This is a genomic window from Pseudomonas sp. P4_C8, from assembly GCF_056401975.1.
In genome coordinates this window covers 238,436-262,277 of the sequence record NZ_JBFUIH010000005.1, presented here as the reverse complement: position 1 = coordinate 262,277, position 23,842 = coordinate 238,436, and the positions used below count along the sequence as shown (strand labels likewise).

The 23,842-nt window shown below is 59.0% G+C and carries 23 protein-coding genes and 1 riboswitch; of the genes, 16 read left to right on the top strand and 7 right to left on the bottom strand.

Going from position 1 to position 23,842, the window contains the following annotated elements:
• Positions 1-520: 520 nt before the first annotated feature.
• Complete coding sequence (locus AC1DWM_RS05095; RefSeq protein ID WP_223515456.1) at positions 521-700, bottom strand: hypothetical protein; 180 nt, start codon at positions 698-700, stop codon at positions 521-523.
• A 103-nt stretch (positions 701-803) separates the two neighbouring features.
• On the opposite strand from AC1DWM_RS05095, the gene AC1DWM_RS05090 reads away from it, so the two are divergent.
• On the top strand, positions 804-1,388 hold the full coding sequence (locus tag AC1DWM_RS05090) for a YajG family lipoprotein (protein WP_452628130.1): 585 nt from the start codon (positions 804-806) through the stop codon (positions 1,386-1,388).
• Positions 1,389-1,569: 181 nt separating this feature from the next.
• Here AC1DWM_RS05090 and AC1DWM_RS05085 read toward each other — a convergent pair whose 3' ends face one another.
• On the bottom strand, positions 1,570-1,776 hold the full coding sequence (locus tag AC1DWM_RS05085) for a hypothetical protein (protein ID WP_223515378.1): 207 nt from the start codon (positions 1,774-1,776) through the stop codon (positions 1,570-1,572).
• A gap of 194 nt (positions 1,777-1,970) precedes the next feature.
• On the opposite strand from AC1DWM_RS05085, the gene AC1DWM_RS05080 reads away from it, so the two are divergent.
• Positions 1,971-2,249, top strand: coding sequence for a hypothetical protein (locus tag AC1DWM_RS05080; protein ID WP_223515375.1), 279 nt, complete (start codon positions 1,971-1,973; stop codon positions 2,247-2,249).
• 63 nt (positions 2,250-2,312) lie between these two features.
• Here AC1DWM_RS05080 and AC1DWM_RS05075 read toward each other — a convergent pair whose 3' ends face one another.
• Positions 2,313-3,476: a 1-acyl-sn-glycerol-3-phosphate acyltransferase gene (locus AC1DWM_RS05075; protein ID WP_223515372.1), complete on the bottom strand. Its 1,164-nt coding sequence runs from the start codon at positions 3,474-3,476 to the stop codon at positions 2,313-2,315.
• A 141-nt stretch (positions 3,477-3,617) separates the two neighbouring features.
• Between AC1DWM_RS05075 and AC1DWM_RS05070 the strand changes: the two genes are divergently transcribed.
• The 4 genes from AC1DWM_RS05070 to AC1DWM_RS05055 all read left to right on the top strand — a co-directional run bounded on the left by AC1DWM_RS05070 (position 3,618) and on the right by AC1DWM_RS05055 (position 5,715).
• The gene (locus tag AC1DWM_RS05070; RefSeq protein ID WP_223515369.1) at positions 3,618-3,800 is read left to right on the top strand and encodes a CPXCG motif-containing cysteine-rich protein; all 183 of its coding nucleotides are present in this window, start codon (positions 3,618-3,620) and stop codon (positions 3,798-3,800) included.
• A 14-nt stretch (positions 3,801-3,814) separates the two neighbouring features.
• Complete coding sequence (locus AC1DWM_RS05065; RefSeq protein WP_223515366.1) at positions 3,815-4,075, top strand: putative signal transducing protein; 261 nt, start codon at positions 3,815-3,817, stop codon at positions 4,073-4,075.
• Positions 4,076-4,110: 35 nt separating this feature from the next.
• Positions 4,111-4,734: an SOS response-associated peptidase gene (locus tag AC1DWM_RS05060; protein ID WP_223515363.1), complete on the top strand. Its 624-nt coding sequence runs from the start codon at positions 4,111-4,113 to the stop codon at positions 4,732-4,734.
• 162 nt (positions 4,735-4,896) lie between these two features.
• Complete coding sequence (locus AC1DWM_RS05055) at positions 4,897-5,715, top strand: M48 family metallopeptidase (protein ID WP_477794744.1); 819 nt, start codon at positions 4,897-4,899, stop codon at positions 5,713-5,715.
• Between the two features lie 120 nt (positions 5,716-5,835).
• Here the strand turns inward: AC1DWM_RS05055 and AC1DWM_RS05050 are convergent, their stop codons facing one another.
• The 3 genes from AC1DWM_RS05050 to AC1DWM_RS05040 all read right to left on the bottom strand — a co-directional run bounded on the left by AC1DWM_RS05050 (position 5,836) and on the right by AC1DWM_RS05040 (position 8,672).
• Complete coding sequence (locus tag AC1DWM_RS05050) at positions 5,836-6,417, bottom strand: TMEM165/GDT1 family protein (RefSeq protein ID WP_223515452.1); 582 nt, start codon at positions 6,415-6,417, stop codon at positions 5,836-5,838.
• Positions 6,418-6,509: 92 nt separating this feature from the next.
• Positions 6,510-6,634, bottom strand: a riboswitch (yybP-ykoY riboswitch).
• Between the two features lie 40 nt (positions 6,635-6,674).
• Complete coding sequence (locus AC1DWM_RS05045) at positions 6,675-7,673, bottom strand: class I SAM-dependent methyltransferase (protein WP_131059460.1); 999 nt, start codon at positions 7,671-7,673, stop codon at positions 6,675-6,677.
• A 33-nt stretch (positions 7,674-7,706) separates the two neighbouring features.
• Positions 7,707-8,672, bottom strand: a complete 966-nt coding sequence (locus tag AC1DWM_RS05040; protein ID WP_477794743.1) for a 2-hydroxyacid dehydrogenase — start codon at positions 8,670-8,672, stop codon at positions 7,707-7,709.
• Positions 8,673-8,987: 315 nt separating this feature from the next.
• Between AC1DWM_RS05040 and AC1DWM_RS05035 the strand changes: the two genes are divergently transcribed.
• The 7 genes from AC1DWM_RS05035 to AC1DWM_RS05005 all read left to right on the top strand — a co-directional run bounded on the left by AC1DWM_RS05035 (position 8,988) and on the right by AC1DWM_RS05005 (position 19,726).
• On the top strand, positions 8,988-9,617 hold the full coding sequence (locus AC1DWM_RS05035) for a LysE family translocator (RefSeq protein WP_477794742.1): 630 nt from the start codon (positions 8,988-8,990) through the stop codon (positions 9,615-9,617).
• A gap of 153 nt (positions 9,618-9,770) precedes the next feature.
• Positions 9,771-11,453: a fatty acid--CoA ligase gene (locus AC1DWM_RS05030; RefSeq protein WP_477794741.1), complete on the top strand. Its 1,683-nt coding sequence runs from the start codon at positions 9,771-9,773 to the stop codon at positions 11,451-11,453.
• A gap of 337 nt (positions 11,454-11,790) precedes the next feature.
• Positions 11,791-13,692: a DUF1302 domain-containing protein gene (locus AC1DWM_RS05025; protein WP_477794740.1), complete on the top strand. Its 1,902-nt coding sequence runs from the start codon at positions 11,791-11,793 to the stop codon at positions 13,690-13,692.
• 28 nt (positions 13,693-13,720) lie between these two features.
• On the top strand, positions 13,721-15,085 hold the full coding sequence (locus AC1DWM_RS05020; RefSeq protein ID WP_477794739.1) for a DUF1329 domain-containing protein: 1,365 nt from the start codon (positions 13,721-13,723) through the stop codon (positions 15,083-15,085).
• Between the two features lie 363 nt (positions 15,086-15,448).
• Complete coding sequence (locus AC1DWM_RS05015; protein WP_477794738.1) at positions 15,449-18,187, top strand: winged helix-turn-helix domain-containing protein; 2,739 nt, start codon at positions 15,449-15,451, stop codon at positions 18,185-18,187.
• A gap of 84 nt (positions 18,188-18,271) precedes the next feature.
• On the top strand, positions 18,272-18,913 hold the full coding sequence (locus tag AC1DWM_RS05010) for an MBL fold metallo-hydrolase (RefSeq protein WP_223515342.1): 642 nt from the start codon (positions 18,272-18,274) through the stop codon (positions 18,911-18,913).
• Between the two features lie 114 nt (positions 18,914-19,027).
• Positions 19,028-19,726, top strand: coding sequence for a YiaD family glycine zipper/OmpA-like lipoprotein (locus AC1DWM_RS05005; protein ID WP_223515339.1), 699 nt, complete (start codon positions 19,028-19,030; stop codon positions 19,724-19,726).
• Positions 19,727-19,987: 261 nt separating this feature from the next.
• On the opposite strand, the gene AC1DWM_RS05000 is transcribed toward AC1DWM_RS05005, so the two are convergent.
• The gene (locus tag AC1DWM_RS05000) at positions 19,988-20,422 is read right to left on the bottom strand and encodes a Z-ring associated ZapG family protein (RefSeq protein ID WP_223515336.1); all 435 of its coding nucleotides are present in this window, start codon (positions 20,420-20,422) and stop codon (positions 19,988-19,990) included.
• Between the two features lie 144 nt (positions 20,423-20,566).
• On the opposite strand from AC1DWM_RS05000, the gene AC1DWM_RS04995 reads away from it, so the two are divergent.
• The 3 genes from AC1DWM_RS04995 (at position 20,567) to zapE (ending at position 23,762) form a co-directional block, all read left to right on the top strand.
• Positions 20,567-21,196, top strand: coding sequence for an alpha/beta hydrolase (locus AC1DWM_RS04995; RefSeq protein WP_477794737.1), 630 nt, complete (start codon positions 20,567-20,569; stop codon positions 21,194-21,196).
• 24 nt (positions 21,197-21,220) lie between these two features.
• On the top strand, positions 21,221-22,576 hold the full coding sequence (locus AC1DWM_RS04990; RefSeq protein ID WP_477794736.1) for a tryptophan--tRNA ligase: 1,356 nt from the start codon (positions 21,221-21,223) through the stop codon (positions 22,574-22,576).
• A 91-nt stretch (positions 22,577-22,667) separates the two neighbouring features.
• The gene (gene zapE / locus AC1DWM_RS04985) at positions 22,668-23,762 is read left to right on the top strand and encodes a cell division protein ZapE (protein ID WP_033049434.1); all 1,095 of its coding nucleotides are present in this window, start codon (positions 22,668-22,670) and stop codon (positions 23,760-23,762) included.
• The last annotated feature ends 80 nt before the right edge of the window (positions 23,763-23,842 follow it).

The window sequence follows — 23,842 nt, the reverse complement described above, 5'->3', positions numbered from 1 at the left end:
GTAGCGGACAGGCTTCAGGCTCCGGTATACGAGGAGTGCCCGGTCCTGTGTCGTTGGGCTGTTTCAGACGCTAATGGTGCATGTTCAGACGCAAAACTATTCATTTGCTCGCCACACTCTTGTGAAGTTGTGAAAACCCGTTTTTTTCACGCTCTTTTGAAGACGTGAACCTCAAAAAAGGGCTGTCCCTGCCTGGCACCGTGCCCGCAAGCATTACCGTCATGGGATACATGACCGGCAAAACGGGCAGACAGCTCAGTGACCGAGCGTAATGACAGCTCTGCAGATTCGCGAAAAGCGGGTTTTTGCTCAAGGAACAGCAAGCACGCCAGCTTCACTCGATCTGTGTGGGCGGCTCTCTGTGGGCGGTGCGGGGTGTCAATACCGAGGCATTAACGATGCTGCGAGGCCCGATCAGGAGACGTCCTTATAATCGGGGGGAGATTGTATCTAAGAAATGCAGGGAAATGGACGTGTTTAATGACTTTTATTAGGCATCTGGTCAGGTGGTCAACAGATGTTACACCCGTGCACGTGGCTGGCGCGTGCTAACGCGTGCGCTTGGGGGGAGAGGTTGGTGCAACCCGTTCAGACGGATTTCTTCGATTTCCACCCAGCTTTCTCCCATTGGCTGGAGGCTGCACTGCTTGAACGAGTGGCAATGGCCATTGCCGTCGAGCAGGGCAGGGCAGCGCTGCAGGGGGGTACAGGAATTTACTTCAAGGCTTGTAGGGTGCTAGTTACCCGTCATGACGCACCGCTATACTGCGGGCCTGTTTGTACCTGATTCTGGAGAGATACGCATGTTGCAACGTCTGTTGTTCGGTTTGATCACTGTGACCAGTTTGACCCTCGTTGGCTGCGCCCACAGCCCGCAACAACTGAACCCTGAGCCCAAGCTGACAACGCAGCTGGCGCCAGTCGGCCATGGTCAGCCGGTGGTGGTGCGTGTGGTGGACGGTCGTCCGTCGCCAACATTGGGCACCCGTGGCGGCTTGTATCCGGAAACCAGCGCGATCACCGTGCAGGGCTCGCAGATTCTGCCGAAGTTGCAGGCTCAGGCCGAGGCGGCCGTGCGCTTGCTGGGCTTTACCCCGACGCCCAATGCGCCGAATGCACCGCAACTCACCGTGACCTTGGCCGAGCTGAAGTATCAGTCGCCTAAAGAAGGCATGTATGTGACGGAAGCGACCATCAGCGCTACGTTCCGCTCCGATGTGCAGAACGCCAATCGTCGCTACAGCGGTCGTTACGGTGCATCGCTGGACCAGCGTTTCGGCATGGCACCGAACCAGGAAACCAACACCAAGCTGGTCAGTGATGTGTTGAGTGATGCGCTGACGCGCCTGTTCAAGGATCCGACGGTGGGTCAGGTTCTCGGCGAATAAGTATTCATCGGATTCAAAAAAGCCCGGTGCCAGCAATGGCCCCGGGCTTTTTCATGTCTGCAATACACCGTTGGCCTGTAGGAGCCGAGCTTGCTCGCGATGGCGTACTGTCAGTCGACGTCAATATTGAATGTGATGCCGCCATCGCGAGCAAGTTCGGCTCCTACAGGTTGGGGTGATGTCAGGCTGCTTCTGAGTAAAAATCCAGCACACTCACCCCGGTCAGCAAATCCGTCTCCGGCAAATCCGCATGTTGATGCCCGCCCAGCGCGCAATACACCAGCCAGTGGCGGTCCTGAACGTTGAAGGCAAGGCTGCCGATCAACGTTTGCTGTTCTTCACTTTGGGCGATGAGGTAGAGGCGATCCTGATTTTCAGCGTGCAGCATGACGGTCTCCGTGTCCGTTTTCGTGTGGCGGGAGACTGACGGATTTAGATGACGAAGTTATGACTCAGGGCAGGAGTCTGCCAATTAGTGAACTCTTTGTCGTAAAACAGATGCGGGAGGGGAGGCTTTCGGTAGAATCCGCGCCGCATTCGTCGGTTCGGCGTCTGTTACACCTGTTTTGTTTGAGGTCCGTGATGTCGCTGCATTTGATGACGCTGTTTACCGCCCATCCCGCCAAACTGGTCAATCTGCTGGCCTTGCTGCTTGCCTTTCCGGGCTGTTGGCTGCTGCACGCCACTCGTCGCCGCGAACAACGCGCCAAGGCCAGTATGGTGGCCCAGCGTCAGGGCCAACCCAACGTAGAGCCGACCCTCGATTGGGCGACGTTGCGCATGAACCGCTTTTTCTATCGCTTCGGTTTCGCCTGCCTCGGGCTGGCGTTGCTGGTGTCGTGGATCAGCACGCGGGTCTGATTACAAACATTGCAGCAATGAAAACGGCGCCGAAGGCGCCGTTTTCGGATCCAGCCAAAAATCCTACAGCGGCAAGCCGGCCTTCACACGGTACTGATTGCGCACCGGCGTCGCGTATTGCAGCACCAGGAACGGACGATGTTCTTCGGGGCAGGCCTCCAGACGTTTGTTCCATTCTTCCTGCGCCTTGGCCAGTTCATCGGCCGCAAATACTTCAGCAGCCTTCGGCACCTGCAATTGCGGGTCGGCGTCTTTCCATTGGGCGTAGGCCAGGTAGTGCACCGGGAACAAGCGGTAGCCACCGAGGATTTGCTTGTCCATCTCGACCGCCAATTGCTTGGTGTCTTCAAACAGCTCGGTGATCGGCGCGGCGAAGTTCACGTGGACCCGGCCCTTGTAGCCAGTGATGCCCTTGGCGATGCTCACATCATCCTCGCCCGGCACTTTGCTGTAGCTGCCGGTGGTGGCGCGGATGAACAACTCGCGCGCCTTGGCCTGATCGCACGGGTCGTATTCATAACTGATCGACACCGGGGTGAGGTTCAGCGACTGAATGACTTCGCCGAACGGCTCGTCCTTGCGACTCATGTGGAACATCTTGAGGATTGCAGATTCGGTGCGGTCGTCGCCGTCTTTCGCCCGGCCTTCGGCCTGGGCGATCCAGATCGAGGCGCAATCGTTGCGGATCGAGTGGTTGATGTAGGCCGACAGCAGTTGATACGCCGCCATCTTCTCGCGGCGACCGGTGATCGAACGGTGCACGATGAAGCTCTTGTTCAGACGCATCAGGTCGCTGACGAAGGGCTTTTGCAGCAGGTTGTCGCCGATCGCGATGCGCGGTGTCGGCAGGCCAGCGTGGTACACGGCGTAGTTGACGAAGGCCGGGTCCATCACGATGTCGCGGTGGTTGGCGATGAACAGGTAGGCGCTGCCGGACTTGAACTGCTCGACGCCGGTATACGTGACGCCGTCTGTTGCGCGTTCGATGGTGTGGTCGACGTACATCTCGACCTTGTCCTGCAACGTGGCCACCGAATGAACACCGGCGAACTCGCGGCGCAGCCGATGAGCTATAAGAGGTTTAAGCATCCAGCCGAAAGCACCGGCAAAACGCGGGAAGCGGAAGTGGGTGAGGATATCTAGAAACGCCTTGTCGCCGAGCAACCTGTCCAGTACCGCTGGGACTTCGCTGTCGTCGTAAGGTCGGATGGCATCGAATTCGCCCATCATGCTCTCTTGTTAGAAACGGCTAGGGTAAGTAAAGGTTTTGATCAAAACCGACAGGGCACGGTCTGAAAAAATAGCCAGACAAAAATAGCCCTGCAAATAGACCGGCGATTATACGCACAAGTCACCCGGGAGACCGCGATGCTGGAAACCGAGCGCTACGAATGTCCGTATTGTGGTGAGGACGCAGAGGCCGTGTTGGATCTGTCCGGCGGCGATCAGACCTACATCGAAGATTGTCCGGTGTGTTGTCGGCCAATAACGTTTGTCCTGCAGACCGACGGTCAGGAATGGTTGCTCGAAGTGTTCAGCGAAAACGAGTGAAGAAGGGCGTCCCGATGCTGCGAATCTACGAGCCGGAAAACCTCATGGAAGGCGAATTGCTGCAAAGCATGTTGGCCAGCGAAGGCATTGAGGCGCATTTGGTGGGGCGCCATTTGCTCGGCGGCACTGGCGAACTGCCGATTTTCGGCCTGTTGGGCTTGTCGGTGGATAATGACCAGGCGGAATACGCCCGCTCGCTGATCACCGCGTACAATGCCGCGCTGCCGCTGTCTGGCGATGAACCGGAGAGCTTTCCCGGCACGCTGGTCTGTTAGGCTGGCGTTCGTTTGATCAAGAGTCGTGCTGCCCCATGTGTGGACGTTATGCCCTGTTTCGCTGGAACCCCGCCTTCGCGGCCCTGCCCGGCTTTCCCGCCGATCAGCAGGCCCAGTGGAATATTTCCCCCAACGATTCGGTGTTGATGCTGCGTGCAGGCCTGGACGGCCAGCGCGAACTGGCCCGCGCCCGCTGGGGCCTGACGCCACCGTGGCTGACCGATCTGTCCCGCACCCCGGCCCATGCCCGGGCTGAAACCGTTGCCGAGCAACCGATGTTTCGCCAGGCCTTTCGTGAGCGACGTTGTCTGCTGCCGGCCAACGGTTTCTATGAATGGCGCGGTACCACGCGCAAGCGTCCGTACTGGCTGACGCCGGGAGAGGGTTCGTCACTGTTTTTTGCCGCTATCTGGGAAGCGTACCCGGTGCAGGAACAGGTATGGCTGAGCACGGCAGTGATCACGCAGCCGGCGGCGAGTCAGCGCCGGCCGTTGATTCTCGATGCGGCGGGGCAGGCGGCGTGGCTTGACCCCGAGACGCCGTTGCATACCTTGCAGGCCTTGCTTGCCAGTGAACCCGCGGTGTTGCGCGAGCGAGTGCTGGCGAACCTGGTAAATGATCCAAAGCTGAATGCGCCTGAGTGTCTTACCCCGGGTTAAATGGGGGGTTGTGCTTGCCCGCGATAAGGCCCGCACAGACTTGAGAATTTTTTCCTGCGGTGCTGAGAGCTTTGCCGGAATTTTGCGTCTTAGTTTTATGTATCTGGCGTCGATACATTTCCACGCCCAGGATACGCGGCATGATTTGAGGGAGTTTATTTGATGAACAAGCTATTGGTTTTTGGGACGCTGAGCGCCAGTCTGCTGCTCGCCGGGTGCCAGTCGGTCAACACCACCAGCGGTGGCGCCGTGGGGGTTGAGCGCAAACAGTACATGTTCACCATGTTGCCCGCGCAAGAGGTCGACCAGATGTATGCGCAGTCCTATCAGAAGACAATCGGTGAAGCCTCCAGCAAGGGTGTGCTGGACAAAACCAGTGAGAATGCCATGCGCGTCCAGGCCATTGCCGACCGGCTGATTGCCCAGGCGCCGAATTTTCGTCCGGATGCCGCTCAGTGGAAGTGGGAGGTCAACCTGATCAAGAGCGATGAACTCAATGCCAACTGCGGGCCTGGGGGCAAGATCATCTTTTACACCGGGCTGATCGACAAACTGCAACTGACCGACGATGAAATCGCCGCAATCATGGGGCATGAAATCGCCCACGCCCTGCGTGAGCATGGTCGTGAAGCGATGTCCAAAGCCTATGGTATCGAAATGGCCAAGCAGGGCGCCGGTGCCTTGTTAGGGTTGGGCCAGAGCAGCATGGCCCTGGCGGATACCGTTGCGAACTACGGCATGACCCTGCCCAACAGCCGCGCCAATGAAAACGAGGCGGACCTGATTGGTCTCGAACTGGCCGCCCGCGCCGGTTACAACCCGAACGCCGCGATTACACTGTGGAACAAGATGAGCAAGGTCTCGGAAGGCTCGCCACCGGAGTTCATGAGCACTCACCCGGCGTCGGCCAGTCGTATTGCCGCGTTGCAGGCAGCGATTCCCAAGGTGATGCCGTTGTACGAGAACGCGCGTAAATCCTGAATCTGTATTGAGACTGAAATCGCCTTCGCGAGCAGGCTCGCTCCTACAGGGGAATGCATTTCAACTGTAGGAGCGGGCTTGCCCGCGAAGAACGATAACTCGGTCTAGCGACTTACTGCGTTAAACCCAGCCACTGCTCTGCATCGCCTTGTACACCGCAACAATCGCCAAAATGAGAAACGCCGACGCCGCCAGTCGACGGATCAGGGTCAGTGGCAACTTGTCTGCCGCAAAGTTACCGGCCAGCACCACAGGCACGTTGGCAATCAACATGCCGGCGGTGGTGCCGAGAATGACCAGCCACAAATCCGGGTATTGCGCAGCCAGCATCACGGTAGCGACCTGGGTCTTGTCACCCATTTCCGCGAGGAAGAACGCAATCAGTGTGGTCAGGAATGGCCCGAACTTGCGAGCGGTGCTGACGTCGTCGTCCATCTTGTCCGGGACCAGGGTCCACAACGCCGTCGCCGTAAAGCAGGCGGCCAGGATCCAGTGCAGCGTCGCATTCGAGAAGAAACTGCCGAACCAGGCACCTACCGCACCAGCAGCTGCGTGGTTGGCCAGGGTGGCGGCGACGATGCCCGCGATGATCGGCCACGGCTTGCGGAAGCGGGCAGCGAGAATGAGCGCGAGCAGTTGCGTCTTGTCGCCGATTTCGGCCAAGGCAACGATTGCGGTAGGAACGAGAAATGAATCCAGCATCATCAGGGGTTTTCCTAAGGGGCGGGTCGACACGGCTATGACACGTACAGCCTTCCCGCCCCGGGTAAGGTGTTCGTGTCATAGGTCTTGTCAAACCCTGCGATCCGTCTGATGCGGACGCTTGGGTCGCATACGCCATGGTCTGAGGACCAAGTATGTTGACGTATGCCGGACGAGCATGGCGCTCGTGGGAGACTACTCCCCTAGGACGGAGCGGATTCTGCCTAGGCCGAATCCGTTAGGCAAGCACTTATTTATCAGCCGCGTTTGGCCCGATAGATTCTGAAACCCTGTCCCTCAGCCTTGATTGCGCACACACCAAGGTGCTCTTCGATCAGCGGTTGATATTTCAGGAAGCTGTTGGCAACCAGGCGCAGTTCACCGCCGTTTTTCAGATGTTTGGCCGCTTTTCGCAGCAAGTTCTCGGTCGCGAAGTAGTCGGTGTGGACGCCGACATGGAACGGAGGGTTGCTCAGAATCGCACTCAAGCCCATCGGTGCAGCGTCAATTCCATCACCGGTGATCACGTCGGCTTCCAGACCATTGGCGGCGAGGGTCAGGCGACTACTGGCAGCGGCAAACGCATCGACGTCGAGCAACGTCACCTGATTGTGGGGATAACGACGCTTCACCGCAGCACCCAGCACGCCCGCACCGCAACCGAAGTCCAGCAAGTGGCCGCTCGGCAACTTGTCCAGATGCTCCAGCAGCAGCGCGCTGCCGCGATCCAGTCGGCCGTGGCTGAACACGCCCGGCAGGCTGATGACTTTCAATGGCCCTTCAGCCAGCGGCAACTCGTAGGTCTGCGCCAGGCTTTCCAGTGATTTGGCTTCTGGTGCATTGGCTACCGTGACCAGCCAGAGTTGGCAATGACGGGCGCTGTCGAGCTTGCGCGGCTTGCCGAACGGGTTCAGTTGTTTGGCTGCACCTTCAATCCCGCTACGTTTTTCGCCTACCAGATACAGCTCGCGACCGGCCAGGCGCGAGGCGAGGGCGTTGAGGATGTAATCGGTCAGGTCCTTGGACTTGGGCAGAAACACGACCGCCGTCTCGAACTCACGCTCGGGTGCGTTCACACCAAAATGGCTGCGCTCGGCAAAACGTGCGTCCAGCGCGGCTTGGTCGCCGGCGTGCCAGCACCAACCGTGGGCATCGGGCAGTCGGCCCAGCAGATCGTCGGCGGGCAAACCGGCCAACAACACCGAACCCTGGAATAACTCAGCCTGACGAAGCAGTACTTCACTGCGCGGATCCATACTCTGCTCCTTGAAAAAAAGTGCGGCAGTTTATCAACTGACGACTCGCAGCGCTGTACCGCTGAAGAAAGCCTGCGCGTTTTCGGTCAACTGCCCCACGATCCGCTGCCGCGCCTCGCGACTGCCCCAGGCGTTATGCGGGGTAACAATCAATCGCGGGATGTCGTCGGCCAGCAAGGGATTGCCCGCCGTCGGTGGCTCAACACTCAGCACATCGGTGGCTGCGCCGCCCAGATGACCGTTGCGCAACGCATCGGCCAGCGCCTGCTCATCGATCAAACCACCGCGCGCGGTGTTGACCACGAAGGCACCCGGTTTCATTGAGGCCAGTTCACGGGCGCCGATGAAATGGCGGGTGTGTTCGTTGAGTGGGCAGTGCAGGGTGAGGGCGTCGATCTGCGGCAGCAGTTCATCCAGCGGCAAACGATCCGGCCGGGCAGGGCGCCCCGGAATCTGCCCCAGCAGCACCCGCATGCCAAACGCTTCGGCCAGCCGTGCGACCGCACTGCCCAGTTCGCCGTGGCCGAGCAGACCAAGGGTTTTGCCTTCCAGTTCGACGATCGGGTAGTCCAGCAGGCAGAACTGTTTTGCTTGCTGCCAGCGGCCTTCACCCACGGCTTTTTGATAATCGGCCAGGCGCGTCGCCAGGTTCAGCAGCAACATGATCGTGTGCTGCGCCACCGACGGTGTGCCGTAACCCTGGCAGTTGCAAACGGTAACGCCATGGGCGCGGGCGGCGGCGAGATCGACGTTGTTGGTGCCGGTGGCGGTGATCAGGATCAGCTTCAGGTCCGGGCTGGCGGCGATGGCGTCGGCGTTGATCAGGATCTTGTTGCTGATGGCCACCGTGGCGCCTTTGAGGCGTTCGATTACTTGATCCGGCGTGGTCTGCGCGAACAGTTGCAAGTCGTCAAAGCAATCACGCAGCGGGCTGAGGTCGAGGTCACCGAGGTCCAGGGACGGGTGGTCGAGGAAAACGGCGCGGCGAGAGTTCGTCATCAACTGTACCTTTTGTGCATTGAACTGAAGGCGTAATCTGCCGAGCCTACCAGATGAAACAAATGGTTACCCATTGCACCAAAGTGGCTAAGTTGACGCGCTATGTGATGAAGCGCCGAAACCCCTGTAGCAGCTGGCGAAGCCTGCGTTCGGCTGCGCAGCAGTCGTGAAATCAGGCACCGCGCTCTTACAGAAAGTCCGCGTGTTCTGGGTTGACGACTGCTGCGCAGCCGGACGCAGGCTTCGCCAGCTGCTACAGGTGATGTTGTCAGCCTGGACTTTTCATTTCGACCGATCTACCCCAAAGGAGCCCCCATGTACTGGACCGAATTCTTGACCGTTGCCCTGATTCACTTGCTCGCCGTGGCCAGTCCCGGCCCGGACTTTGCCGTGGTGGTGCGTGAAAGCGTGACCCATGGTCGACGCGCGGGCACTTGGACCGCACTGGGCGTTGGTACGGCGATTTTCCTTCACGTTGGCTATTCGCTGCTCGGCATCGGCCTGATCGTGTCCCAGTCGATCGTGCTGTTCAACGCGCTGAAATGGGCCGCCGCCGCGTACCTGTTGTACATCGGCTACAAGGCCCTGCGCGCGCAACCGGCCAAAGCGGTCGCTGACAATCTGCACAAGGAAGTCGGCGAGCGCACCGCCCGTGGCGCTTTCACCTCCGGTTTCGTGACCAACGGTCTGAACCCGAAAGCCACGCTGTTCTTTTTGTCGCTGTTCACCGTGGTGATCAACCCGCACACACCGCTGGCGGTTCAAGCCGGTTACGGGGTCTACCTCGCGGTGGCGACGGCGGTGTGGTTTTGCCTGGTGGCGCGGCTGTTCAGCCAACAGCGTGTACGCGCCGGTTTCGCCCGCATGGGCCACTGGTTCGACCGCACCATGGGCGTGGTGCTGATCGCCATCGGCGTGAAACTCGCGTTCACCGAGATGCATTGATAGCGGGCTGATCCTCGACATCCTGCAAATGCTGGCGCAAAGCCAGCATTTGTGCGGCTCTGCAAATCATTCCTTTGGCTGATTTGGCTGACATTGAAGGGCACTAAAGTGCTTACATTCAGCCAACACCGTGCAGCCAGAAAAGGGATTCATATGTTGCAGACTCGCGTTATCCCCCCAGCCGAAGGCGCTTACCAGTATCCGCTTCTGATCAAGCGGCTGCTGATGTCCGGCGCTCGTTACGAGAAAACCCGCGAGATCATTTACCGCGACCAGTTGCGCTACAGCTATCCGACCCTCATTGAGCGGGTCGCGCGGCTGGCCAATGTGTTGACGGCGGCCGGGGTCAAGGCCGGGGATACTGTGGCGGTGATGGACTGGGACAGCCATCGATACCTGGAATGCATGTTCGCCATCCCGATGATCGGCGCGGTGATCCACACGATTAACGTGCGCCTGTCGCCGGAACAAATCCTCTACACCATGAACCACGCGCAGGACCGCTTTGTGCTGGTCAACAGCGAGTTCGTGGGGCTTTACCAGGCAATTGCCGGGAACCTGACCACGGTCGAGAAAACCCTGCTGCTGACCGACCTGCCGGAAAAAACCGCCGATCTGCCCAACCTGATTGGCGAGTATGAGCAGCTGCTGGCGGCTGCCAGCGCGCAATACGACTTCCAGGACTTCGACGAACACTCGGTCGCGACAACGTTCTACACCACCGGTACCACCGGCAATCCCAAGGGTGTGTACTTCACCCACCGGCAATTGGTGCTGCACACCATGGGCGTGTCGACCATCATGGGCTCCATCGACAGCGTGCGCCTGCTGGGTACCAGCGACGTGTACATGCCTATCACCCCGATGTTCCATGTGCATGCCTGGGGCTTGCCCTATGTGGCGACCATGCTCGGGCTCAAGCAGGTTTATCCAGGCCGCTACGACCCGGAGTACCTGGTGGAGCTGTGGCGCAAGGAGAAGGTCACCTTTTCCCACTGCGTACCGACCATTTTGCAGATGATCCTCAATGCCAAAGCGGCGCAAGGCACGGACTTCGGCGGCTGGAAAATAGTCATCGGCGGCAGCGCGCTTAACCGCACGCTGTATGAAACGGCCAAAGGCAAAGGCATTCAGTTGACGGCCGCTTATGGCATGTCGGAAACCGGGCCGCTGGTGTCGTGTGCGCACCTCAACGATGAATTGATGGCCGGCAGCGAAGATGAACGCACCGCCTATCGCATCAAGGCTGGCGTGCCGGGGCCATTGGTTGAGGCTGCGATCGTCGACCCCGACGGCAACTTCCTGCCCGCCGATGGCGAAACCCAGGGCGAGCTCGTGCTGCGTGCGCCATGGCTCACCGAGGGCTATTTCAACGAACCGCAGAAGGGCGCAGAGCTCTGGGCCGGGGGCTGGCTGCATACCGGCGACGTGGCGACGCTGGACGCCATGGGCGTGATCGACATCCGTGACCGCATCAAGGACGTGATCAAGACCGGTGGCGAGTGGATCTCGTCTCTGGACCTTGAAGACTTGATCAGTCGCCACGAGGCGGTACGCGAAGTAGCAGTGGTGGGCATCGCCGATCCGCAGTGGGGCGAGCGGCCGTTTGCGCTGCTGGTGATCCGCGAAGGGTATGAGATCGGGGCCCGCGAACTCAAGGAACACCTCAAGCCGTTCGTGGAATTGGGGCACTTGAGCAAGTGGGCGATCCCCAGCCAGATTGCCCTTGTTACTGAAATTCCCAAGACCAGTGTCGGCAAGCTCGACAAGAAGCGCATCCGCCTCGACATCACTGAATGGCAGGCCAACAACAGCACCTTCCTCTCGACGCTTTAAGCGCCTCCTGGCGTGCCCGCAATGGCACGCCAGGCCCACCAAGCAAGCGCTTGGCTTGTGTAATCCGAATTTTCAGCCATCCTTGCCGGGCCGACAGGTGTCGGACTGGCGAAAGGACTGTTCCAGAGTGGTCGGCAGCTACAAATCACACTTTAGAGGGATCAAGCTCTACTACCTGCTGGCTATAGTCCGCTCATGGATTTTTAAGAACGGAGCAAGCGCACAAACGGGGGCGATGCAATTTTGGAGTGACTTCGGGACGCCTTGGCTCCCGGTCACCCACAACGTTTTTAAAAGTGCTCACAGCCATAACAATAATGCACATGGAGTAGCGTCGATGACATCAGTAAACACGTTCTGGCGCCGGGCAAAATTGCCCCTGGCGGTCAGTCTCGCCTCTTCGCTCGCCGGGCCTGCATTCGGCGTCAGTTTCAACGTTGGTGAAATCGAAGGTCAGTTCGACTCGTCGCTGTCCCTGGGTATGAGTGTCTCGACCCAACAGCCGAACAAGAACCTGATCGGTGTCAACAACGGCGGGCGCGGCTTGTCCCAGACCTCCGATGACGGTCACTTGAACTTCAAGAGTGGGCAAGCGTTCTCGAAAATCTTCAAGGGCATCCATGACCTTGAATTGAAATACGGCGATACCGGCGTGTTTGTCCGGGGCAAATACTGGTACGACTTCGCACTGCAAGATACAAACCTGGAATTCAAGAACGTCGAAAACGACGGTCGTAAAGAGGGCGCCAAGTCCTCCGGCGGGCAAATCCTCGACGCCTTCGTCTACCACAACTACACCGTTGCCGATGAACCGGGTTCCGTGCGTCTGGGCAAGCAAGTAGTGAGCTGGGGTGAAAGTACGTTCATCGGCGGCGGCATCAACTCGATCAACCCGATTGACGTGTCCGCGTTCCGTCGTCCGGGTGCCGAGATCAAGGAAGGCTTGATCCCGGTCAACATGTTCTATGTGTCACAGAGCCTGACCGATAACCTCTCGGCCGAAGCGTTCTACCAGTTGGAATGGGACCAGACCGTCGTCGATAACTGCGGCACGTTCTTCTCTCAGCCAGACATCGTTGCCGACGGTTGCGACAACAACTTGCGCGTGCTGAACAAGCGCTCGACGATTCCAGCCATTGCGTTGGGCCCGTTGGCCGCCAACGGCGTCGACGTCAACGAGGAAGGTGTCCTGGTTCGGCGTGGCCCCGACCGTGATGCACGGGACAGCGGCCAGTGGGGGGCGTCCTTCAAGTACATGTTCGACCCGCTGGACACCGAGTTCGGCGCCTACTTCATGAACTATCACAGCCGTGCGCCGATCTTCAGCGCCACCGGTGCGCCGCAGTCGGTCTACAACACTGCTGCGTCGCTGCCAGGCCCCTTTGCCGCGCTTGGGCCGCTGTTGGTGGCCGGTAACTCGCAGTACTTCATCGAATACCCTGAAGACATTCGCCTTTACGGCCTGAGCTTCTCCACCACCCTGTCTACGGGTACGGCGTGGAGCGGTGAGATCAGCTATCGTCCGAACGCGCCGGTGCAGTTGAACTCCACCGACATTCTGTTCGCTGGCATTCGTCCTTTGGGCAACGGCAATCCGAACAATCCTTTGACCAACGCTTCGTTGCTCTCCGCCGCACCGGGTACTGACCTCAATGGCTATCGCCGTAAAGAAGTCACCCAGTTCCAGAGCACCCTGACGCACTTCTTTGACCAAGTGATGGGCGCGAGCCGTCTGACCCTGGTCGGCGAAGTGGGCGTGACCCATGTCGGCGGCCTGGAAAGCACTTCCGACGTTCGTTATGGCCGCGATCCGGTCTACGGCCCGGGTGCATTGCCAGCCTCTGGCGCTATTGATACTTGCGTGGCGCTCAACACCAGCACCATCAACGGTGCTGGTCCGGGCACTCCCACCAACAACGTCAGCCGCAACTGCGACAACGACGGCTTCACCACGGCGACTTCGTGGGGCTACCGCGGTCGTGCGATCTGGGAATACAACGACGTGTTCGCCGGTGTGAACCTCAAGCCGAACGTGGCCTGGTCCCACGACGTAGACGGTTACTCGCCAGGCCCTGGCGGCAACTTTGAGGAAGGTCGTAAAGCGGTGAGCCTGGGTGTCGATGCCGAATACCAGAACACCTACACCGCGAGCCTGGCTTACACCAATTTCTTCGACGGCAAGTACACCACCGTAGATGACCGCGACTTCGTTGCGCTCAGCGTCGGCGTGAACTTCTAAGCACTGTTTTTTGAGGACGAACACACATATGAAAATAACAAAGAGTCTGTTCAAAGCTGGTGTTCTGGGGCTTTCGCTGCTGGCGACCAGCGTGATGGCGGCGGTCCCTGCGGCCGAAGCCGACAAACTGGGCAAGAGCCTGACCCCGATGGGCGCCGAGATGGCGGGCAACGCCGACGGTTCGATTCCGGCCTGGAAGCCAATGGCGAAAAATGCCGGCACCGTCGACAGCAAAGGTTTCCTGTCCAACCCGTACGCCAGTGAAAAACCACTGTTCACCATCACGGCGCAAAACGTCGACCAGTACAAAGACAAACTCGCCCCGGGCCAGTACGCGATGTTCAAGCGCTACCCGGAAACCTACAAGATGCCGGTTTACCCGTCCCATCGTGGCTCCACCGTGCCGGCTGAAGTGTTCGCCGCCATCAAGAAAAACGCCACCACGACCAAGCTGGTATCTGGCGGCAACGGCCTGGAAAACTTCGAAACCGCCATCCCGTTCCCGATTCCCCAGAGCGGCATTGAAGTCATCTGGAACCACATCACCCGCTATCGCGGTGGTAGCGTGACCCGTCTGGTGACCCAGGCCACACCACAGCCGAACGGTTCGTACAGCCTGGTGTACTTCCAGGATCAGTTCGTGTTCCGCGACAAGATGAAGGACTACGATCCGGCTAACCCGGGCAACATCCTGTTCTACTTCAAGCAGAAAGTGACCGCGCCGGCACGTCTGGCCGGTGGTGTGCTGCTGGTGCACGAAACCCTCGACCAAGTGAAAGAACCGCGTTCGGCGTGGGTCTACAACGCCGGTCAGCGTCGTGTGCGTCGTGCACCACAAGTGTCCTATGACGGGCCGGGTACCGCGGCGGACGGCCTGCGTACCTCCGACAACCTGGACATGTTCAACGGTGCGCCGGATCGCTACGACTGGAAGCTCGAAGGCAAGAAAGAGATGTACATTGCCTCGGACAGCTACAAGCTCGATTCGCCTACCCTCAAGTACGACGACATCATCAAGGCCGGTCATATCAACCAGGACCTGGCACGTTACGAGTTGCGCCGGGTCTGGCATGTAGTGGCGACCTTGAAAGAAGGCCAGCGTCATATCTACGCCAAGCGTGACTTCTACATCGACGAAGACACCTGGCAAGCCGCAGTGATCGATCACTACGACGGTCGTAATCAGCTGTGGCGTGTGGCAGAAGCTCACGCCCAGGATTACTACAACGTTCAAGTTCCGTGGTACGCCCTGGAAGCCCTGTACGACCTGCAATCGGGTCGCTACCTGGCGCTGGGTATGAAGAACGAAGAGAAGTCTGCGTATGACTTCGGCTTCACCGCTACCACCAGCGACTTCACACCGGCTGCGCTACGTCAGGACGGGGTTCGCTAACCTGTACTGAACAGAGGTCACTTCCTTGAAAAAACGCCCCGACTGGTTCGGGGCGTTTTTTTGTCCGCAATTTGCCCATGAATTTTCGGTGCCTTCGATGGCCCCTTCGCGAGCAGGCTCGCTCCCACAGGTTGATCTTCAGCAGGCATAAAACTTGTGGGCAACGCCGATCCAGTGTGGGAGCGAGCCTGCTCGCGATGCGGGCAACTCGGTCTAAAACGAAAGCGTCATCTCAGTCCCTCAGTATCTGCTCGGATACTTTTTTGTAGCCATTTGTAGCAATTACCTTCATTCCCTATCCGTTTACCGCTAGTCTGCGGACATCTGCAACGCCGCCATCCGCAATTCAAACAAGAGCCGGCCATGACTGATCTGTCCCCACTCCCGGGCCCTGCAAGCGTTTCCATCGCGGCATTGGACGGGCGCTTTTTTCGGCCCCCGCTGCCCGACGGCCATGTGCAGCGGCCTCGTCTGTGCGAGCGCCTGAGTGCCGGCCTCGGTGGCAGGCTGTTGCTGGTCAGCGCACCCGCCGGGTTCGGCAAGAGTTCATTGGCGGTGGAGTTCTGTCAGGGGCTGCCGGCCCATTGGCAAAGTCTGTGGTTGGGGTTGAGCCCTCGAGACAGYGATCCTGGGCGTTTCCTTGAGCGGTTGCTCGAAGGACTCCAGGATTACTTTCCGACACTGGGCAGCCAGGCGCTGGGACTGCTGAAAATGCGCCAGCGTCATCAACCGTTCGCCTTTGAAGAATGGCTGGACGGGTTGCTGGACGAGCTGACCATCTACCTGTCGCCGAGTACGCCTTTGCTATTGGTGCTTGATGACTATCACCTTGCGCAAGGCCCGGTACTCGATCGTTGCCTGCAATTTTTCCTCAATCATTTGCCCGATGGCCTGCTGGTCATGGTGACCAGTCGACAGCGTCCGGACTGGCATCTGGCACGTTTGCGCTTGTCGCGCCAACTGCTCGAACTGCATGAACAGGACCTTCGACTGACCCATGATGAAGCGCTCACGTTGCTTGATCGCCACAGCAGTTCCTTGCATGGCGAGGCGCTGGAAAGTCTGATTCAGCGCAGTGAAGGCTGGGTCGCGGGTCTGCGATTCTGGTTGCTGGCGGCCTCCGAGGCAGGCAATGACGGTGCGTTGCCGCAGTCGCTGCACGGCGGGGAAGGGCTGATCCGCGATTACCTGCTGGAAGAAGTCATCGATTGCCTGCCGGCCGAAGTGCAGCAATTTCTTTACGACACGGCGCCTCAGGAACGTTTTTGCAGCGAGCTCTGCGACGCGGTTCGTGAAGCTCATGACAGTGCCGAAATACTGCGTTTCCTTCAGGCACACCAGGTATTCCTGGTGCCGCTGGACGAGCACGGCCACTGGTATCGCTATCACCATCTGTTTTCCGACTTGCTGCGCACTCGGCCCACCGCTCACACGATAGTGCCGGCCGCCAGCCTGCATTTGCGTGCCTGTCGCTGGTTCAATGCACAGGGGCTGCTCGACGAAGCGGTGGAGCAGGCGTTGCGTGCCGGGCATCTGGACGTTGCGGCGAACCTGGTGCAAAACCTCTCGGAAGAACAATTGCTGGCCGAGCAGAACGCCGGCATGTTGCTGCGCTGGAAAATGGACTTGCCCGACAGCTTGCTGATCAGCACACCCAGGCTGATCGTGCTCTACAGCTGGGCGCTGGGGATGGCCTGTCAACTGGATGCGGCGGAGGAATTGGCAGCCCACTTGAGCCGCTTCCTGCCGGCCCCTTCGGCCACCGCGCAGAAGTCGATGCTCGCGCAGTGGCTGGCCCTGAAGGGCATCATCGCCCGGGGGCGTGGTAACCGCGAGCTGACGCTACTTTATTGCGCTGAAGCGCTGCAGAGCCTGCCGGCCAAACGCTACGGGCAACGTCTGATGTGCCTCTCGACCCTGTCCAACCTGGCCATCGCCGACGGCGACTTGTGGCGTGCGCGCAGTTTGAACCGTGAGTCGCTGGAATTGGCGCAGCGGGTGGGTAATCCGTTGTTTGAAGCACTGGCCCATTACGACCGTGCCCGAGTATTGCAGGCGCGCGGGGAAATCCTGCGCTCGTTGCAAGAGGTCCGTCAGGGGCTGCAACGCCTGCAAGGGTTATCCCAGCAACGGCTTTACGCTATACGCGCTCGTCTGACTTTGTATGAGGGGCTCTTGCTGGCCTTGCGCCTGCAACCGCAAGCCGCGCGAGTACGTCTGCAAGCCGGTCTGAGTGAGGCTCGTGCCTGTCGCGATATCAGCGTATTGATCGGTCATTGCGTGATCGCCCGGCTTGAAGGTAGCAGCGGCGAGTTCGCCAACGCCTTCGCCGAGCTGGCCGAAGCCGAGCGCCTGATGCATATCTGGGACGTGCCCCCCATTTACTATCTGGCGATGATTACCATGGTCAAATGCGAGCTCTGGCTGGCCCAGGGTCGCACCGATCTGGCCGAAGCCTGGCTTTCCCGGTTGGGGCAGACCTATAACGGCGAACACCCGGCAGCACCGCCCGAATTCCATCCACAGCTGCCGTTGCATATCGAATTGCAACAAGCCTTGCTGGACGTCATTCAGGGGCAGCCAATGCTGGCCGAAGGCCGATTGGATGCACTGCTTGAGCATGGGCAACAAACGGGACGACAGATGCTCAGTGCGATGGCGCTGACTCAGAAAGTGGCCTTGTTGCTCGTCAGTGGGCGTGAGGCCGAAGCCCGCAAGGCGCTGGCGCAGGCACTGGAAGCGTCGACCGGCGGCGCCTTGCAACCGTTCGAGGGGTTGCTGGCTGAACATCCGGACTGGCTACGTGGGCAATTGCAACTGGTTGCTCCGTCGGCTGTTTCGCAGAGTCTCGTAGAGCAACTGCCGGTCCTGATTGCTCGCCCGGTATTGGAGTCGTGTTCGGGGACAGAGCAGCTCAGTGTGCGTGAGCTGGCGGTTCTGCAACTGATTGCCCAAGGCTGTTCGAACCAGCAAATCAGCGATCAACTGTTCATTTCGCTGCACACGGTCAAGACCCACGCCAGCCACATCAACAGCAAGCTTGGGGTTGAGCGGCGCACGCAGGCGGTGGCACGGGCGAAAGAATTGGGACTGCTCAGATAGTATTTTCAAGATTGGCCCGGCGCTTAAAAGACCGTTGCAGTTTTGTGCCAGAATTGCCCATCACTGATTTTCGAGCTTGTCCTGATGACCCAGCAACCCAGCCTCATTCGCGAAACCTTCCCCGTCGGCCCTTTGCAGTGCAACTGCACCATCATCGGCGACCCGATCAGTAAAAAAGCGATCGTGGTTGATCCGGGCGGTAATCATGAATTGATTCTGGCGCGCCTCGATGCCCTGGGCTTGAAGGTGGTCAGCATCATCCATACCCATGCGCATCTGGATCACTTCCTGGCCTCCGGTCAGTTGAAGGAGAAAACCGGCGCCACCCTGCACCTGCATAAAGAAGATCAGTTCCTCTGGGACAATCTGGAGATGCAATGCCAGATGTTCGGTGTGCCTTACACACCCGTGCCACCGCCGGATCGCTGGTTGGCCGATGACGAAGAACTGGCCTGCGGTTGCGGCGTGGCGTTGCACACGCCGGGTCATACGCCGGGCTCCATGAGCTTCTGGTTTTCCGAGGCCAAGCTGCTGATTGCCGGTGACACGTTGTTTCGGCGTGGAGTAGGGCGCACGGATTTGTGGGGCGGCGATCAGGCGACCATCGTGCGGTCGATCAAGCAGCGGCTGTATACGCTCGACGAAGAGGCAACCGTGGTCACCGGCCATGGTCCGGACACGCGATTGGGTGATGAAATGCGCGAGAACCCTTTTGTGCGGGCCTGATTTGTAACACGTTTGTAATACGGGGAATTTTTGACCTGTGCGATGATCCAACCCCCGCAAAGGTCCAATGCTGAAGTCCGTTGCACCACAGAATGCAAAAAAGTAGGAGCTCTAATGTTCACCACGCGTCGTTTGATTATTGTCGCTACCGCAGTGGCCTTGCTGTCTGGCTGTGCCGCACCTGGCCCTTACGATAACCAGGGCCAAGCTAATGGCGGCTCTCAAGGTATGAGCAAAACCGCTAAATATGGCGGTCTCGGTGCTTTGGCCGGTGCTGTGGCGGGTGCCGCCATTAACCATGATAACCGTGGCAAGGGCGCGTTGATCGGCGCAGCAGTAGTGGGTGCTTCTGCCGCCGGTTACGGCTACTACGCCGACCAGCAAGAGAAAAAATTGCGTGCCAGCATGGCCAACACCGGCGTTGAAGTGCAGCGCGAAGGCGATCAGATCAAATTGATCATGCCAGGCAACATCACGTTCGCAACCGATTCGGCGAACATCGCTTCAGGTTTCTATCAACCGTTGAACAACCTGGCAGGCTCGCTCAAGGAGTTCAACCAGAACCAGATCGAAATCGTTGGCTACACCGACAGCACCGGCAGCCGCCAGCACAACATGGACCTGTCCCAGCGTCGTGCGCAAAGCGTGGCGACTTACCTGACTTCGCAAGGTGTGAGCGGTGCCAACCTCTCGGCTCGCGGTGCCGGCCCGGATAGCCCGATTGCCAGCAACGCTGATACCAATGGTCGCGCACAGAACCGTCGAGTTGAAGTCAACTTGAAAGCGATTCCGGGTCAGCAGTATCCTCAGTAATAACAGTTTTACCTTTACCAACCTGACTGAACCCCAGGCGTAAAAAAAGAGCCCGCCCGATCCTCAATAGATCGGGCGGGCTTTTTTGTATTGCCAGTCCGGGCCCCATCGCGGGCAAGCCCGCTCCCACAGGAGGAACGCGATCAACTGTGGGAGCGAGCCTGCTCGCGATGGGGTCAGTGCAGACAACTAAATCATTACCAATGAAAAAGCCCCCGGACAATCACTTGTCCGAGGGCTTTTGTACTGCGCGAAACCTGATTATTTCTTCAGGCCGTAATGCTCATCCAGCATGCCCGGCGCGTTCGGGGATTTTGGTGCGTAGTCGCGAGGCGGCTCCTGATTGCGCGGCGGCGTCAGGCGTTCGCGTGGGGCCACTGTCGCATCGGCGTGCAGGGAGGCCAGCAAGCGTTGGCGAGTCTGCTCGTCCAGGGCCAGACGGTTGGCACCCTCGGCGAGGTGATCCTGCACTTCCTGATAGCTCTGAGTCAGTTTCTTGACCAGGTTTGCAGTGCTGTTGAAGTGGGTGACCACCTCGTTCTGATAACTGTCGAAACGTTCCTGAATGTCATCCAGCTGACGTTGCGTGCTGCTGGGCGCGGCGTTCGGCACCAGGCGAGCGATCAGGAATCCAATGGCGACACCCACAACCAGGGCAAGAGTCGGTAACAACCAAACTAAGAGCGAGTGTTCCACGAGTCCTTCCTCTATAAACGGCTTTGCTTTACGTTAACGGCTCGAACCTGCGCTGTATACCGCGATTCACTCGCAATAGGTTGGCACAGACAATTTGCTAGACGAGTCGACCCGATTAGAGGTCACGGAGTTCCTTACTTGCTTATGCGCGAAACCCCTGTAGTGATTGATGGCCCGGTCGGGCAACTGGAAGCTTTGTATCTGGATAATGAGCAGCCCCGCGGCGTTGCGCTCATTTGCCACCCGAACCCGGTGCAGGGCGGCACCATGCTCAACAAAGTCGTCTCGACCCTGCAGCGCACTGCGCGCGATGCCGGCTTGATTACCCTGCGGTTCAACTACCGTGGAGTCGGTGCCAGTGAAGGCACGCACGACATGGGCACTGGTGAAGTCGACGATGCTCAAGCCGTCGCCGAATGGCTGCGGGTCAAGCACCCGGACTTGCAACTGACCCTGTTCGGTTTCTCCTTCGGCGGTTTTGTTGCAGCAAGTCTCGGCGGACGCCTGGAAGCCAAGGGCGAACAATTGAAACATTTGTTTATGGTCGCACCTGCGGTCATGCGCCTGGGCGATCAGGAGCAACTGTCGCAGCAGGGCGAGTTGACCCTGATTCAACCGGAAACCGACGAAGTCATCGATCCGCAGCTGGTTTACGACTGGTCCGAAAAACTCGAGCGCCCCCATGAGCTGCTGAAAGTGGCAGAATGCGGACACTTTTTTCATGGCAAGCTGACCGATCTCAAGGATCTGATCCTGCCGCGTCTTTCGAATTGATTGCAGTCTGACAAGCGATTACCCATGACGACTCGTACCCGTATCCTCACCGGCATCACCACCACCGGCACGCCACACCTGGGCAACTACGCCGGCGCCATCCGCCCGGCGATCGTTGCCAGCCGTGACAGCAATGCCGATTCGTTCTACTTCCTGGCCGACTACCACGCCCTGATCAAATGCGATGACCCGCAGCGCATCCAGCGCTCGCGTCTGGAAATCGCCGCGACCTGGCTGGCCGGTGGCCTGGATGTGGATCGCGTGACGTTCTACCGCCAGTCCGACATCCCGGAAATCCCCGAGCTGACCTGGCTGCTGACCTGCGTCGCCGCCAAAGGCTTGCTCAACCGTGCACACGCCTACAAAGCCTCGGTGGACAAGAACGTCGAGACCGGCGAAGACCCGGATGCCGGCATCACCATGGGCTTGTACAGCTACCCGGTGCTGATGGCCGCAGACATTCTGATGTTCAACGCGCACAAGGTGCCGGTCGGTCGCGACCAGATCCAGCACGTGGAAATGGCCCGCGACATCGGTCAGCGCTTCAACCACTTGTTTGGTCAGGGCAAAGAATTCTTCACCATGCCTGAGGCACTGATCGAAGAAAGCGTCGCCACGCTGCCGGGCCTCGACGGTCGCAAGATGTCGAAGAGCTACGACAACACCATCCCGTTGTTCAGCAGCGCCAAAGAGATGAAGGACGCGATTTCGCGGATCGTCACCGATTCGCGCGCGCCGGGCGAAGCCAAGGACCCGGACAATTCGCACCTGTTCACGCTGTTTCAAGCGTTTGCTACGCCGGAGCAGTCCGACGAGTTCCGTAGCGAACTGTTGCAGGGCCTGGGTTGGGGTGAGGCGAAAAATCGTCTGTTCCAATTGCTGGATAGCGAGTTGGGCGAATCCCGCGAGCGTTATTACCAGCTGATGGAACGTCCGGCCGATCTGGAAGACATGCTGCAAGTCGGTGCCAAAAAAGCCCGTGCCGTAGCGACGCCGTTCTTGAACGAGCTGCGTGAAGCGGTCGGCCTGCGTTCTTTCGTGGCGCAGACTCAAGTCGCCGCCACCACCAAGAAAAAAGCCGCAAAAGCCGCACGTTTCGTCAGCTTCCGCGAAGACGACGGAAGCTTCCGCTTCCGTCTGCTGGCGGCCGATGGTGAGCAACTGCTGCTGTCGCGCAACTTCGCCGACGGCAAAACCGCCGGGCAAGTGACCAAACAACTGCAAGCGGGCCAGCCTCTGGATGTGCGCAGCGAAGACCTGAGCTTCAGTGTCTGGCTCGAAGGCGAGTGCGTGGCAGATAGCCCGACATTCGCCGACAGCGCGGCTCGCGACGTCGCCATCGACGCCCTGCGCGTCGCGCTGACGCCGGTTCAGGAATAAATCAGCGGCTCGACCCGACCAAGGGCCGATTGCCATTCCCCCGGGCCGTCGCTACAGTGACGGCCCGTTTTTGTTGCCTTGCTAACGAATTATGACGCCCCTAGAACGATATCAAGCTGATCTGAAGCGCCCGGAATTCTTCCATGACGCCGCGCAGGAAACTGCTGTGCGCCATTTGCAGCGCCTGTACGACGATCTGGTCGCGGCCTCGCAGAACAAGCCGGGCCTGCTCGGCAAACTGTTTGGCAAGAAAGAGCAGGCGCCGGTCAAGGGCCTGTACTTCTGGGGCGGCGTGGGTCGCGGCAAGACTTACCTTGTCGACACCTTCTTCGAAGCGCTGCCGTTCAAGGAAAAGACCCGAACTCACTTCCACCGCTTCATGAAGCGTGTGCACGAAGAGATGAAGACCCTTGGCGGCGAGAAAAACCCGCTGACCATCATCGCCAAGCGTTTCTCCGACGAGTCGCGAGTGATTTGCTTCGATGAATTTTTCGTCTCCGACATCACCGATGCCATGATCCTCGGCACGCTGATGGAAGAGCTGTTCAAGAATGGCGTGACCCTGGTCGCGACCTCGAACATCGTACCGGACGGTCTGTACAAGGACGGCCTGCAACGCGCGCGCTTCCTGCCGGCCATCGCGCTGATCAAGCAGAACACCGACATCGTCAACGTCGACAGTGGTGTCGATTACCGCCTGCGTCATCTTGAGCAAGCGGAGTTGTTCCACTTTCCGCTGGATGACGCCGCTCAGGACAGCCTGCGCAAGAGCTTCCGTGCGCTGACGCCGGAATGCACTGCCGCGGTCGAGAACGACGTGCTGATGATCGAGAATCGCGCAATCCGCGCCGTACGCACGTGCGATGACGTGGCCTGGTTTGACTTCCGCGAACTGTGCGATGGCCCGCGTAGCCAGAACGACTACATCGAACTGGGCAAGATCTTCCACGCCGTGTTGCTCAGCGATGTCGAGCAGATGAGCGTCACCACTGACGACATCGCCCGTCGCTTTATCAACATGGTCGACGAGTTTTACGACCGTAACGTCAAGCTGATCATTTCTGCCGAAGTCGAGCTCAAAGACCTCTACACCGGTGGTCGCCTGAACTTCGAGTTCCAGCGCACACTCAGCCGTCTGCTGGAGATGCAGTCGCACGAATTCCTGTCCCGGGCGCATAAGCCGTAGACGATTCGAAAACATAAAAAAGGGCCTGCAAATTCAGGCCCTTTTTTATGTCCAGAATTCACCGCAAACCTTGTAGGAGT

Excerpts from the sequence above, each read along its gene's own strand:
- zapE (WP_033049434.1), top strand. The coding sequence starts at position 22,668 with ATGACGCCCCTAGAACGATATCAAGCTGATCTGAAGCGCCCGGAATTC.
- AC1DWM_RS05090 (WP_452628130.1), top strand. The coding sequence starts at position 804 with ATGTTGCAACGTCTGTTGTTCGGTTTGATCACTGTGACCAGTTTGACC.
- AC1DWM_RS05060 (WP_223515363.1), top strand. The coding sequence starts at position 4,111 with ATGTGTGGACGTTATGCCCTGTTTCGCTGGAACCCCGCCTTCGCGGCC.
- AC1DWM_RS05045 (WP_131059460.1), bottom strand. The coding sequence starts at position 7,673 with ATGGATCCGCGCAGTGAAGTACTGCTTCGTCAGGCTGAGTTATTCCAG.
- AC1DWM_RS04995 (WP_477794737.1), top strand. The coding sequence starts at position 20,567 with ATGCGCGAAACCCCTGTAGTGATTGATGGCCCGGTCGGGCAACTGGAA.
- AC1DWM_RS05020 (WP_477794739.1), top strand. The coding sequence starts at position 13,721 with ATGAAAATAACAAAGAGTCTGTTCAAAGCTGGTGTTCTGGGGCTTTCG.
- AC1DWM_RS05065 (WP_223515366.1), top strand. The coding sequence starts at position 3,815 with ATGCTGCGAATCTACGAGCCGGAAAACCTCATGGAAGGCGAATTGCTG.
- AC1DWM_RS05070 (WP_223515369.1), top strand. The coding sequence starts at position 3,618 with ATGCTGGAAACCGAGCGCTACGAATGTCCGTATTGTGGTGAGGACGCA.
- AC1DWM_RS05050 (WP_223515452.1), bottom strand. The coding sequence starts at position 6,417 with ATGCTGGATTCATTTCTCGTTCCTACCGCAATCGTTGCCTTGGCCGAA.
- AC1DWM_RS04990 (WP_477794736.1), top strand. The coding sequence starts at position 21,221 with ATGACGACTCGTACCCGTATCCTCACCGGCATCACCACCACCGGCACG.
- AC1DWM_RS05040 (WP_477794743.1), bottom strand. The coding sequence starts at position 8,672 with ATGACGAACTCTCGCCGCGCCGTTTTCCTCGACCACCCGTCCCTGGAC.
- AC1DWM_RS05005 (WP_223515339.1), top strand. The coding sequence starts at position 19,028 with ATGTTCACCACGCGTCGTTTGATTATTGTCGCTACCGCAGTGGCCTTG.
- AC1DWM_RS05030 (WP_477794741.1), top strand. The coding sequence starts at position 9,771 with ATGTTGCAGACTCGCGTTATCCCCCCAGCCGAAGGCGCTTACCAGTAT.
- AC1DWM_RS05075 (WP_223515372.1), bottom strand. The coding sequence starts at position 3,476 with ATGGGCGAATTCGATGCCATCCGACCTTACGACGACAGCGAAGTCCCA.
- AC1DWM_RS05085 (WP_223515378.1), bottom strand. The coding sequence starts at position 1,776 with ATGCTGCACGCTGAAAATCAGGATCGCCTCTACCTCATCGCCCAAAGT.
- AC1DWM_RS05080 (WP_223515375.1), top strand. The coding sequence starts at position 1,971 with ATGTCGCTGCATTTGATGACGCTGTTTACCGCCCATCCCGCCAAACTG.
- AC1DWM_RS05025 (WP_477794740.1), top strand. The coding sequence starts at position 11,791 with ATGACATCAGTAAACACGTTCTGGCGCCGGGCAAAATTGCCCCTGGCG.
- AC1DWM_RS05035 (WP_477794742.1), top strand. The coding sequence starts at position 8,988 with ATGTACTGGACCGAATTCTTGACCGTTGCCCTGATTCACTTGCTCGCC.
- AC1DWM_RS05010 (WP_223515342.1), top strand. The coding sequence starts at position 18,272 with ATGACCCAGCAACCCAGCCTCATTCGCGAAACCTTCCCCGTCGGCCCT.
- AC1DWM_RS05055 (WP_477794744.1), top strand. The coding sequence starts at position 4,897 with ATGAACAAGCTATTGGTTTTTGGGACGCTGAGCGCCAGTCTGCTGCTC.